The organism is Pseudomonas paeninsulae, assembly GCF_035621475.1.
In the GTDB taxonomy this organism is placed as follows: Bacteria; Pseudomonadota; Gammaproteobacteria; order Pseudomonadales; family Pseudomonadaceae; genus Aquipseudomonas; species Aquipseudomonas paeninsulae.
Genome location: NZ_CP141799.1, coordinates 4,025,220 through 4,037,745 on the forward strand (window position 1 = coordinate 4,025,220; position 12,526 = coordinate 4,037,745).

A 12,526-nucleotide genomic window follows, 5' to 3' on the forward strand; every position below is an offset into this window, starting at 1 on the left:
CGGCCTGGCAAAGCCTTTATCATGCCGGGCATGATCAAAGACCCGTTCCAACGCCTGAACCTCGACCGCGAAGTGCTCAGCGTCAGCCAGCTCAATAACCGCGCACGCTTGCTGCTGGAAGATGTGTTCTCTGGCATCTGGGTCGAGGGGGAAATTTCCAACCTGGCCAAGCCGGCCTCCGGGCATATCTACTTCACTCTTAAAGATAGTCAGGCCCAGGTACGCTGCGCCCTGTTCCGACAGAGCGCGACCAAGGTTCGTCAGGCCTTGCGCGATGGCCTGGCGGTCAAGGTGCGCGGCAAGGTCTCGCTGTTTGAAGGGCGCGGTGATTACCAGTTGATTCTCGACAGCGTCGAGCCGGCCGGCGACGGCGCCCTGCGCCTGGCCTTCGAGGCGCTGAAAGACAAACTCAGCGCCGAAGGTCTGTTCGCCACTGAGCGCAAAATCGCCCTGCCCGCCCATCCCAAGCGCATCGGCATCGTCAGCTCGCCGACCGGCGCGGTAATCCGCGACATCATCAGTGTGTTCCGCCGCCGCGCCCCGCAGGTCGCCCTGACCCTGATCCCCACGGCCGTACAGGGCCGCGAAGCCAGCGCGCAGATCATCCGCGCCCTGCAACTGGCCGACCGCCAGGGCTTCGACGCACTGATCCTGGCGCGTGGCGGCGGTTCGCTGGAAGACCTCTGGAGCTTCAACGAAGAAGCCGTGGCACGCGCGGTCGCGGCCTGCGTCACACCGATCGTCAGCGCGGTCGGCCACGAAACCGACGTCTCCATCTGCGATTTCGTCGCCGACGTACGCGCCCCCACGCCCTCGGCCGCCGCCGAACTGCTGGCCCCCGACGCCAGCGAGCTGGTGCAGCGCCTGCACAGCCTGCAGCGCCGCCTGATCATGCGCATGCACAACCGCCTGGAGCGCGAACGCCTGCGCCTGGATGGCCTGACCCGGCGCCTGCGCCACCCCGGCGAACGCCTGCGCCAGCACGCCCAGCGCCTGGACGATCTGGAAATGCGCCTGGCACGGGCCTTCGAGCGCCAGCTGAACAACCGCCGCGAACGCCTCGCGCGCCTGCACACCCGCCTGGCCGGCCAGCATCCCGAGCGCACGTTGCAACTGCTGCGCCAGCGCCTGGGCAGCCTCGCCGAGCGCCTGCCACGGGCCATGCGCGAAGGCCTGAAGCAACGCCGTCTGCAATTGCAAAGCCAGGTGCAGACCCTAAATGCGGTCAGCCCGCTGGCCACCCTCGGCCGCGGCTACAGCATTCTCCTCGACGAGCGCGGCCGGGCCGTGCGCCGCGCCGCCGACACCCACACCGGCCAGCGCCTGAAAGCACGCCTGGCCGAAGGCGAGTTGGATGTGCGGGTCGAAGACAACCACGTGCAGCCGGCGACCCTGTCGCTGCTGGACTGATCAATCATCAGGTGGATGAGCACAACGGCATCCACCCTACACTCGGGATACCGCATGCGTTTTCTTGCCTTGCTAGTCACCCTTTGCCTCGCCCTGCCCGTGCAGGCCGAAGGTTTTATCACCCGCCTGCTCAACCAGCCGGTACCCGGCGGCGTCGCCGTGATCGACCTGGGGCCGGCTGCCAGCGCACCCCGCACCACTTACCAAGGCAAACCGGTGCTGGTGATCCACGAAGACGGGCAGCGCTGGGTCGCCATCGTCGGCCTGCCCCTGACGACTAAACCCGGCAGTCAGCAGATCAAGGTGAACGACACTCAGCGCCTGAGCTTCCAGGTCGGCGGCAAGCACTACGCCGAGCAACGCATCACCATCAAGAACCAGCAGCAGGTCAACCCGAACGCCGCCAACCTCAAGCGCATCAACCGCGAACTCGCCGAGCAGACCCGCGCCTACCAGCAATTCAGTGCCCGCCAGCCGAGCAACCTGCTGTTCGACAAGCCTGTCAGCGGGCCACTGTCCAGCCCCTTCGGCCTGCGCCGCTTCTTCAATGGCGAAGAACGCAACCCACATTCCGGCCTGGACTTCGCCGCCAAGCGCGGCACCCCGGTCCAGGCGCCGGCGGCAGGACAGGTAATCCTGATCGGCGACTACTTCTTCAACGGCAAGACCGTGTTCGTCGACCACGGCCAGGGCCTGATCAGCATGTTCTGCCACCTCTCGGAAATCGGCGTCAAGGTCGGCGACGAACTGCCGCGCGGCGGCGTGCTCGGCAAGGTCGGCGCCACCGGTCGCGCCACCGGGCCGCATTTGCACTGGAACGTCAGCCTGAATGATGCGCGGATCGACCCGGCCATTTTTATCGGGGCATTCAAACCCTGAAACATTGCCGTGCTCCAGTGACTTACCGAGGGACTGTTGATGCGAATCAAAGCCGAGACTTCAACCCTGCTGATCATCGACATTCAGGCCCGCCTGTTTCCGGTCATCCATGACAGCGCCACACTGGCCGAAAATGCCTTGTGGTTGCAGCAGGTGGCGCAGCGCATCGGCGTGCCCGTGCTGCTCACCGAGCAGTACAGCAAGGGCCTGGGGCAGACGATCCCGTCCTTGCGCGACGGCCACCCAGACGAGGCCATCATCGAGAAGCTGCATTTTTCTGCAGTCAGCGAAGGCGAGCTGTTCAAGCGCCCCGGCGGTGAACGCGCGCAGTTCGTGGTGTGCGGCAGCGAAGCGCATGTCTGCGTGCTGCAGACCGTACTCGACCTGCTCGCCCAGGGCCGCCAGGTCTTCGTAGTGGCTGAGGCCGTCGGCTCGCGCCAGGCCTCGGACAAGGCGCTGGCCCTGGCACGCATGCAGCAAGCCGGCGCCAGCATCGTGTCGCGGGAAATGGTCGCCTTCGAATGGCTCGAGCAGGCCGGCAACCCGCTGTTTCGCGAAGTGAGCAAGACGTTCATTCGCTGAACCCGCCGGCACCCCCTGCATCCTGAACACCACAGACGGCCAGGCATGCATCGACGCATGCCGACCTATCCGTGCAACCCGGAGTTGAAACATGCGTAACGAATTCAACGGCTGGCTCGACTGGCTGAGCGCCCACCCAGAACTGCAAACCCTGACCTTCTCCGCACTGCTGATCATCGCCGCCTGGCTATCCAACTGGCTGGTCAAGCGCATTCTGGTACGCGGCCTGTATCGCCTGCTGCGCCAGGCCGGCGATGCCCAATGGCAAGACTTCGGCATCATCAAGCGGCTGTCGAACATTGTCCCGGCACTGCTGCTGTCTGCCGGCGTCACCGCCATACCCGGCCTGCCGGAGACTGCTGTGGCGGTGGTGCGCAACGTCTGCAGCGGCTTTATCGTGCTGACCATCGCCCTGGCCCTGAGCGCCCTGCTGGACATCGCCAATCTGCTCCACCAGCGCCGCAAGGATGCTCACCTGCACCCGATCAAAGGCTACCTGCAGGTCGTCAAGATCATCCTGTACGTGGTCTCCAGCATCCTGATCATCGCCACCCTGATCGACCGCTCACCCCTGATCCTGCTCTCCGGCCTTGGCGCCATGGCCGCCGTATTGATGCTGATTTTCCAGGACACCATTCTGTCGCTGGTGGCCAGCGTGCAGATCTCCTCCAACGACATCGTGCGTGTGGGGGACTGGATAGAAATGCCGCAACTGAATGCCGATGGCGACGTGATCGACATCGCCCTGCACACGGTCAAGGTGCAGAACTGGGACAAGACCATCACCAGCATCCCGACCAAGCGCTTTATCAGCGACCCATTCAAGAACTGGCGCGGCATGCAGGAGTGCGGCGGACGGCGGATCATGCGCAACCTGTACCTCGACCAGACCAGCATCGGCTTCCTCAACCCGGAGGAAATAACCCGCCTGCAGCGCGTCAGCCTGCTCAAGCAATACCTGAAGAACAAGCACAGCGAGTTGCTCAGCTGGAACAGCGCACTGGCCGAAGACGGCCAGGAGCCAGCCAACACCCGCCGCATCACCAATATCGGCACCTTCCGTGCCTATGTGGAGCACTACCTGCGCCAACACCCGCAGATTAACCAGGACATGACCCAACTGGTACGCCAGCTCAGCCCGACGGCCGACGGCCTGCCGCTGCAGCTCTATTGCTTCACCAACACCATTGCCTGGGGCAGTTACGAGAGCACCCAGTCGGATATCTTCGACCACCTACTGGCGATCCTGCCTGAGTTCGGCCTGCGCGTGTTCCAACACCCCAGTGGTGCGGACATGCGTGAACTGGGACGCAGCCGAGCCGCGCAAACGGAACACTGATACCGCCACATAGCCCTGGCCACAGCGCACGGATGGCCGGGGCAAAGCACTGCACAATCGCCGAGCAGCGCCGCCCGCCTCCACGCAATATAATTGCGCATAAGTCATGAAATAGATCGATATCACCAATTTTATCGCATCACTTGCCAGCTTTGATCGCGCCGGATAGGGTTGACGCCATGAACGCTACCCACAGCCTGATTCTGCCGCGGCAACATGCCAACCTCCGCCTGGTCAGCCAGCGACTGCGTGACTGAACCGAAGCGCCGCACCGATCTCGACTTCGCCTGGCCACCCTCTCCGGTCGCCGTCAAAAGGATTACCCCATGAGCATGCGCAAAGACCCGTCCAGCAAGTACCGCGCCTTTGCGGCCATCGATTTGCCGGACCGCAGCTGGCCGTCGAAGACCATTACCGCAGTACCGATCTGGTGCAGCTCGGACCTGCGTGACGGCAACCAGTCGCTGATCGAGCCGATGGATGCGGCGAAGAAGCTGCGCTTCTTCAAGACCCTGGTGCAGGTCGGCATCAAGCAGATCGAAGTGGGCTTCCCGTCCGCCTCGCAGACCGACTTCGACTTCGTGCGCACCCTGATCGAAGACGGGCATATCCCGGACGACACCACCATCCAGGTGCTGACCCAGGCCCGCGAAGACCTGATCAGCCGCACCTTCGAGTCACTCAAGGGCGCCAAGCAGGCCATCGTCCACGTCTACAACGCCACCGCCCCGAGCTTCCGCCGCATCGTCTTCAACCAGGACCAGGCGGGCGTGGTCAATATCGCGGTGAATGCCGCGCAGATCATCAAGGACCTGGCCGCCCAGCAGCCGGACACCCAGTGGACCTTCCAGTACTCGCCGGAAGTCTTCACCTCCACCGAACTGGCGTTCGCCGTGGAAGTCTGCGATGCGGTGCTCGATGTCTGGCAGCCGACGCCGAGCAACAAGGTGATCCTCAACCTGCCGGCCACCGTGGAAGTGGCCACACCCAACGTCTACGCCGACCAGATCGAATGGTTCGGCCGCCATATCAGCCGCCGTGACAGCGTGCTGATCAGCCTGCACACCCACAACGACCGCGGCACCGGCGTGGCCGCCAGCGAGCTGGGCCTGATGGCCGGCGCCGATCGCGTCGAAGGTTGCCTGTTCGGCAACGGCGAGCGCACCGGCAACGTCGACCTGGTCAACCTGGCGCTGAACCTCTACACCCAGGGCATCCACCCGGGCCTGGATTTCTCCGACATCGATAACGTGCGCAAGGTGGTCGAGGAGTGCAACCAGCTGCCCGTGCACCCACGCCACCCCTATGTCGGCGACCTGGTGCATACCGCGTTTTCCGGCTCGCACCAAGACGCGATCCGCAAGGGCCTCAGCCAGCAAGACCCGAATGGCATCTGGGAAGTGCCCTATCTGCCAATCGACCCGGCCGATATTGGCCGCAGCTACGAGGCGGTGATTCGGGTCAACAGCCAGTCGGGCAAGGGCGGCATCAGCTATTTGCTGGAACAGGAATACGGCATCTGCCTGCCGCGACGCATGCAGATCGAGTTCAGCCAGGTGGTGCAGAAGGAAACCGATCGCCTCGGCCTGGAAATGAGCGCCGGGCAGATCCACCAACTGCTCGAGCGCGAATACCTGCAAGCCACCGCGCCTTATGCGCTTAAGGGCCATCGCCTGCAGGAAGAGAACGGCACCAGCGCGGTGGACGTGGAAGTGCTCAGCAAAGGAGAGACTCAACACTGGCGCGGCATCGGCAAGGGCCCACTGGAAGCCCTGGTCGCCGGTTTGCCGGTGGCCGTGGAAATCATGGACTACAGCGAGCACGCCATCGGCGCCGGCACCAACGCCAAGGCCGCGGCCTATATCGAGTTGAGGGTCAACGGCGGCCGCGCCCTGCACGGTATCGGCATCGACGAGAACCTCACCACGGCGAGCTTCCGCGCCCTGTTCAGCGCCTTGAACCGCGTACTGGCCCAGGCCGAGGCGCAAGCGGCCTGAGCGCGCAACTCGCTTCACACAGGGCGCAGGCAACCCACTACACTGGTTGCCTTCGTTCACGACCACCCCAGGTACACCGATGAACCACTGCACCCGATTGAGCCGCTGGCTGTTGCTCAGCCTCCTGCTCGGCATCAGTGGTCCAGGCAGCGCCGCGCAAGTGGTCATGGCCTTCGGCGAGAAGATTCCGCCCTTCTGCTTTCCGGAGAGCGACAGCGGCATCGAACTGGACGTCATAGGCGAGGCGTTGGCCTTTCGCGGGCACAAACTCGAACCCCGCTACTTTCCCCTGGCCCGGGTGCCGCTGGCTTTTCGCCGGGGCGAGGTAGACGCCGCCATGACCGATCTCGGTCAGGACCTGGGCGCGGCCGGCGCTCACTATGGCAACCCGGCGGTGATCTACGACAACGTCTTCATCAGCCTGAACAGTCGCCACCTCGAGATCAACACGCCCAAGGATCTCAAGGGGCTCAGCGTGGTGGCGTTCCCGGGGGCGGCCCGGCGCTACCCGGAATGGTTGGCCGCCACCCAGAAGGCGGGTTTGTATTTTGAACAGAACAATCAGGAACTGCAGGTGCTTGGTCTGAACAAGGGCCGTTTCGATCTGGTGCTCAGCGACAAGAGCATCTACCGCTATTTCGAGTTGCTCCTGGAACGTACCAACCTGTTCAAAGCCAAGACCGTCGATCTGCACCCCTTCACCGAGGAAGCCCCGCAGAACTACCGCCCCCTGTTTCGCGACCGGCAGATTCGCGACGACTTCAATGCCGGCCTCGAACAGCTCAAGGCCAGCGGTCGCTACCAGGCGATCTACGACCACTACCTGAAACAGTGACAGTCCAGACCTTCACTCCAGCAAGCTAAAGTCATCGGCATCCAGATACGCAGGAAAGCGCTCGCGATAACTGGCAAGCGCGGAGCCGGACAGGCTGACCCGGAACACCCCGCCCGCATCCCCTGCCGCTAGCAGCGGCTCGCCCTGAAAGTCCAGCACCTGGGAGTCGCCACTGTAGGGGTGGCCCTTGCCATCCGAGCCGATGCGGTTCACGGCCGCCACGTAGCACAGGTTCTCGATCGCCCGCGCTGGCAACAGCCGGTTCCAGTGCTGGCGCCGCGCCGCCGGCCAGTTGGCGGTGTACAGCAGCAAATCGGTGTTATGCGCATCGCGACTCCAGGTCGGGAAGCGCAGGTCGTAGCAGATCAGCGGGCGAATCTGCCAGCCCTTCAACTCCAGTAGCACTTGTGCTTCGCCAGCGCTGAAGTGCTGGTGCTCGCCGACCATACGGAACAGATGACGCTTGTCGTAGTGTGCCAGCGAGCCATCCGGACGTGCCCAGAGCAGACGATTGCGGTAAGTGCCATCGGCCGCCTGAATGATCAGGCTGCCGCAGATAACCGCCTGCATCCGCGCGGCCTGCTCCAGCAACCACTGGCTGGTTGGGCCATTCTCCGGCTCAGCCAGGCTGGCGGAGTCCATGGAGAAGCCGGTGGTGAACATCTCCGGCAGCACGATCAGGTCGGCGCCTCGGGCCTGCTCCAGCAAAGCCTGAAAATGTGTGCGATTGGCTTCGGGATCATGCCAGGCCAGTTCGGTCTGGATCAGCGCCAGTTCAAGGTCGGGCAATAGGTTTATATCGCGCATAGTTTCTCCGCTGCTTGACGCAGGGTCTCCTCGCGTTTGGCGAAGCACAAGCGCAGCAGGCGCAGGCCCTTAGGCGGTTGTTGGTAGAACACCGACACTGGAATGGTCGCCACGCCATGCTCGCGGGTCATCCACTCGGCCATCGCCAGATCATCCAGGTCATCGCGAATCGTCGAATAATCGACCAGCTGAAAATAGCTGCCGGCGGCGCGACTGAAGCTGAAGCGCGATTCGACCAGCAGGTCGCAGAACAGGTCGCGTTTGGCTTGATAGAACGCCGGCAACTCCTCGACATGCTCGGGATGCTCGGCCATGAAGTCGGCCAGTGCCCACTGCAGCGGGGTGACGCCGCAGAAGCTGACGTACTGGTGCACCTTGCGCAACTCGGCGCTCAAGGCCGGCGGCGCCACCACATAGCCGGTCTTCCAACCGGTGACGTGGTAGGTCTTACCGAACGAGCTGACCACGAAGGCACGCTGATACAGCTCTTCATGGGCCAGCACGCTGGCATGCCTGACCCCGGCGAACACCAGATGCTCATAGACTTCGTCACTGAGCAGGTAGATGTCGCGCTCACGGATCAGCGCCGCCAACTGATCCAGCTCGGCCCGCGAGATCAACGCACCACTGGGGTTGTGCGGGCTATTGAGGATGATCAGGCGGGTCTTGTCGCTCAGCGCATCGGTCAATACCTGCCAATCGATGGCAAAGCCGGGCAAGGCCAGCGGCACATGCACGCAGCGCCCTCCGGCCAATTCAACCGAGGGTTCGTAGCTGTCGTAGCAAGGATCGAAGACGATCACTTCATCACCTGGATGAATCAGCGCCTGAATGGCGCAGAAGATCGCCTGGGTCGCCCCTGGGGTAATGGTGATTTCAGTATCGGCATTGGCTGTACGGCCATAGCTGCGCGCGATCTTCGCCGCCACCTGCTCGCGCAGCGCCGGCAAACCGGTCATAGGCGCGTACTGGTTATGCCCGGCGGCTATGTGCCGACCGACCGCCTCGCGCAAAGCCTGCGGGCCATCGAAATCGGGAAAGCCCTGGGACAGGTTGAGCGCGCCGGTTTCCACGGCGAGCTGCGACATGCGGGTGAAGATGGTGGTGCCGACATTCGGCAGTTTGCTATGGAGCATCGCGTTATTCCGTAGGGCGGGTGCAACCCGCCAAAAAAAACCGGGCCGGCGGGTTTCACCCGCCCTACGTACTGCTTCGGCTTGCGGCCCGAAGCTTGTGGCTATTTTTTGTCCTTGCGCTTCTTCTCGGCCTTCTTGTGGTGGCTCATCATGCGGCGCTTCTTGTTCACCTGGCGGTCGGTGAGGGTATTCTTATTACCCTCGTAAGGGTTTTCGCCACCCTTGAACTCGATGCGGATCGGCGTACCGACCAGCTTGAGTACTCGCCGGTAGGTGTTTTCCAGGTAGCGCACATAAGACTTGGGCACCGCATCTACCTGGTTGCCGTGGATCACGATCAGCGGCGGGTTGGCCCCGCCGAGGTGAGCATAACGCAGCTTGATCCGGCGGTTCCTGACCATTGGTGGCGCGTGATCGCCGACCGCATCTTCGAGAATCTGGGTCAGGCGGTTAGTCGGCCAGCGAGTAATCGCCGACTTGAACGAGTCCTGCACCGATTTGTACAGATGACCGACACCGGTACCGTGCAAGGCCGAGATGAAGTGAATATCGGCGAAGTCGACGAAGAACAACCGCCGTTGCAACTCGACCTTCACGTAGTCGCGTTCGCTGGGCTCCATGCCATCCCATTTGTTCAGGGCGATAACCAGGGCACGACCGCTTTCCAGGACGAAGCCGAGCAGGTTGAGATCGTGATCGACCACCCCTTCGCGGGCATCCATGACGAACACCACCACGTTGGAGTCCTGGATCGCCTGCAGGGTCTTGACCACCGAGAATTTTTCCACCGCCTCGAAGATCTTGCCGCGGCGACGCACGCCGGCGGTGTCGATCAGGGTGTACTTCTCACCATCGCGCTCGAACGGGATATAGATGCTGTCGCGGGTGGTGCCGGCCTCGTCATAGACGATGACCCGGTCTTCACCGAGCATGCGGTTAACCAGGGTCGACTTGCCGACGTTGGGCCGGCCAATGATCGCCAGCTTGATACCGTCCTTCTCGCTCGGGCCCGGGATGCGCTTGGCTTCCTGACCTTCGAGGACAATTTCTTCTTCCTCACCCTCTGGCAGCTCGGTTGCATCCTTGGGGAAAGACCCCAAAACAGCTTCGAGCATCTGGGTGATGCCACGCCCATGGGCACCGGCAATCGCCAGGGACTCGCCCATCGCCATGGAGGCGAACTCGGCACGGGCCATGTCAGGGTCGATATTGTCGACCTTGTTGATCACCAGGAAGCTGCGCTTGTTGCGCTTGCGCAGGTGCTCGCCAATCATCTGGTCCGCCGCCGACAAACCGGCGCGGGCGTCCACCATAAACAAGACGGCATCGGCCTCTTCGATGGCCTGCAGCGACTGCTCGGCCATCTTCGCGTCGATACCCTCTTCATCACCGGAAATACCGCCGGTGTCGATGACGATATAGGTTCGCCCCTGCCACTTGGCCTCACCGTATTGGCGATCACGGGTCAGACCAGACAGGTCGCCGACAATCGCGTCGCGGCTTTTGGTCAAGCGGTTAAATAGGGTGGACTTGCCGACGTTAGGGCGGCCCACCAGGGCAATTACGGGAACCATTAGGCTCTCCACTTCGTTAATTCAAAAAATACAAAAGCCGCTGCATGGGCAGCGGCCGGAATTCACAGGGCGAAACAGCCAGCCGCACAGCCAGCCGCACAGCATTGCCGTGCAGCATAGCCAAGCCCGCTAACAGTGGTTCACTTGATGGTCAGTGCGACCAGCTTGCCACCATTGCCAAACGCATACAGCCAGGCACCGGCCACCAGCGGACGAGCACGCAAGCCATCGCTATCGATGCGCGTACGTCCGACAAACCGCCCATCCACCTGGCTGATCAGGTGCAGGTAACCTTCCAGATCGCCGAAGGCTATATAGCTGGAAAACACTTCCGGCGCCGACAACTGGCGACGCGCCAGAGCATCGTTGCTCCACAGCGCCGAGGAGGAACGCTCGTCGATGCCTTCTACCGTACCGTTAGCCAGGCTGACGTAGACGTTGCCGAAACCCTGGGCCACGCCGACCGAACTGGAGGCTTCGCGCTGCCACAGCACCCGACCGCTTTCCAAATCCAGCGCAGCCACACGACCCTGGTAGCTGACGACATACAGTTTGCCACCCGAAAGCAACGGGCCTCCGTCGATGTCCACCACGCGCTCAAGCTCGGAACGCCCTTGCGGAATCGCCACGCGCTGTTCCCAAACCGGGATACCGCGCTGGGCATCGAGGGCAATCACCTTGCCACTGGACAAGCCGGCGATTGCCAGGCGGTTGGTCAGCACCGGGCTGCCAGTGCCACGCAGGGTCAGAACTGCCGGGGTGTTTTCAAAGATCCAGCGCTGGCTACCAGTATCGGCATCCAGGGCAATAAGGCTATCTTCCTGGGTCTGCACCAGCACGATGTCGCCATTGATCGCCGGGGCGGCGAGCACTTCACTGGCCACCTGCGCGCGCCACTTTTCCTCACCGGAGCTGGCATCGAGGGCAATGATCTCGCCTTTCAGCGTGCCGACAACCACCAGGCCGTAACCGGCACCGACGGCACCCGAAACCGGTAGATCCAGGTCTTCTTTCCAGATCACCTTACCCGTCATGCGATCGAGCGCCATGACCAGGCCTTCAACATCGGCCGCATAAATGCTGTCACCCTCGACAGCGGGCACCAGCATGTTGAAGGTTTTGCCCTGGCCTTCACCGATCGAACGGCTCCACTCCTTCTGCAGCACTACTTCTTCTTCGAAGTCAGGCAGATCGGCAGGCGGCAATTCCTTTTTACTGTTGCTGCTGCAACCTACAGCCAAAACGGCCAGGGCCAGCAGTGCGGCATTTTTCCAACGCATCACGTCACGCATCCCCTTTGGCCAAATCGTCGAGCTTCATTTGCAAGCCACCCACAGCGGCCTCTTCGGCAAGCGCCGCCTTGGCTTTTACATAGGCGCTATAGGCATCATCGCTGCGACCCAATTTCACCAGCAGGTCGCCTTTAAGTTCTTCACGGCTGGCGAGGTAGGCTTGATCAGCATCTCCCTCGAGCAGCGTGAGTGCCTCTTCGACTTTGTCCTGCGTAGCCAGAACACGGGCCAGACGCTGACGGGCCAATTCAGCCAGCGTGTCGTCAACCGGCTTATCGACAATCGCTTGCAACTCGGTCGCGGCATCGTCCAGCTTGCCGGACTCTACTGCTACCTTGGCGACGAACAGACTGCCGTACTGGGCATAGTGACTGCCGGCAAAATCGCTCTTGAGCCTGTTGGCCAATTCAGCGACCTTGCCCGGATCAGGCTGACCACTCGGATTCAATGCGGTTTCCAGCAATTGCTGATAAACCATCGAAGCGCCATGAGCCTGGTTGGTCTGGTATTTCTGCCAGCCCTGCCAGCCAAACACCACCACCAGCGCCAATGCGCTGCCAGTGAGCAATGGCTTGCCGTTGCGCTGCCACCAATCCTTGATTACCGCCAGCTCTTCATCATCGGTACGCGAAACCACCCCAGATACTCCTATTCGCTAAATCGCTTAACTGCCTG

The 12,526-nt window shown here is 62.4% G+C and carries 11 protein-coding genes; 6 read left to right on the forward strand and 5 right to left on the reverse strand.

What is annotated here, in order from left to right:
- Window positions 1-30 precede the first annotated feature (30 nt).
- From xseA to VCJ09_RS18540, 6 genes are all read left to right on the forward strand, one after another.
- Window positions 31-1,410, forward strand: a complete 1,380-nt coding sequence (gene xseA, locus VCJ09_RS18515) for an exodeoxyribonuclease VII large subunit (protein WP_324731554.1) — start codon at window positions 31-33, stop codon at window positions 1,408-1,410.
- 54 nt (window positions 1,411-1,464) lie between these two features.
- Window positions 1,465-2,289 (forward strand): peptidoglycan DD-metalloendopeptidase family protein, encoded by an 825-nt coding sequence (locus tag VCJ09_RS18520; RefSeq protein WP_324731555.1) that lies wholly within the window; start codon window positions 1,465-1,467, stop codon window positions 2,287-2,289.
- Between the two features lie 39 nt (window positions 2,290-2,328).
- Entirely contained in the window at window positions 2,329-2,871 is a 543-nt protein-coding gene (locus tag VCJ09_RS18525; protein WP_324731556.1) for a hydrolase, read from the forward strand.
- Between the two features lie 91 nt (window positions 2,872-2,962).
- Window positions 2,963-4,210: a mechanosensitive ion channel family protein gene (locus tag VCJ09_RS18530; protein WP_324731557.1), complete on the forward strand. Its 1,248-nt coding sequence runs from the start codon at window positions 2,963-2,965 to the stop codon at window positions 4,208-4,210.
- Between the two features lie 326 nt (window positions 4,211-4,536).
- A complete protein-coding gene (gene leuA / locus VCJ09_RS18535; RefSeq protein ID WP_324731558.1) occupies window positions 4,537-6,207 on the forward strand; it encodes a 2-isopropylmalate synthase in 1,671 nt (556 codons plus the stop codon).
- A gap of 79 nt (window positions 6,208-6,286) precedes the next feature.
- Window positions 6,287-7,042 (forward strand): substrate-binding periplasmic protein, encoded by a 756-nt coding sequence (locus tag VCJ09_RS18540; RefSeq protein ID WP_324731559.1) that lies wholly within the window; start codon window positions 6,287-6,289, stop codon window positions 7,040-7,042.
- Window positions 7,043-7,054: 12 nt separating this feature from the next.
- Here the strand turns inward: VCJ09_RS18540 and VCJ09_RS18545 are convergent, their stop codons facing one another.
- The 5 genes from VCJ09_RS18545 to VCJ09_RS18565 all read right to left on the reverse strand — a co-directional run bounded on the left by VCJ09_RS18545 (window position 7,055) and on the right by VCJ09_RS18565 (window position 12,488).
- Window positions 7,055-7,849, reverse strand: a complete 795-nt coding sequence (locus tag VCJ09_RS18545) for an amidohydrolase (protein ID WP_324731560.1) — start codon at window positions 7,847-7,849, stop codon at window positions 7,055-7,057.
- Complete coding sequence (locus VCJ09_RS18550) at window positions 7,837-8,985, reverse strand: pyridoxal phosphate-dependent aminotransferase (RefSeq protein ID WP_324731561.1); 1,149 nt, start codon at window positions 8,983-8,985, stop codon at window positions 7,837-7,839. The genes VCJ09_RS18545 and VCJ09_RS18550 overlap by 13 nt, the downstream gene beginning before the upstream one ends.
- A 101-nt stretch (window positions 8,986-9,086) precedes the next feature.
- Entirely contained in the window at window positions 9,087-10,559 is a 1,473-nt protein-coding gene (gene der / locus VCJ09_RS18555) for a ribosome biogenesis GTPase Der (RefSeq protein WP_079202988.1), read from the reverse strand.
- Between the two features lie 140 nt (window positions 10,560-10,699).
- Window positions 10,700-11,851 carry an outer membrane protein assembly factor BamB gene (gene bamB, locus VCJ09_RS18560; RefSeq protein WP_324731562.1) on the reverse strand — a complete coding sequence of 384 codons (1,152 nt, stop codon included), beginning with the start codon at window positions 11,849-11,851 and terminating at the stop codon, window positions 10,700-10,702.
- Window positions 11,844-12,488, reverse strand: coding sequence for a tetratricopeptide repeat protein (locus tag VCJ09_RS18565; RefSeq protein ID WP_079202990.1), 645 nt, complete (start codon window positions 12,486-12,488; stop codon window positions 11,844-11,846). Before VCJ09_RS18565 ends, bamB begins: the two co-directional genes overlap by 8 nt.
- Between the last annotated feature and the right edge of the window lie 38 nt (window positions 12,489-12,526).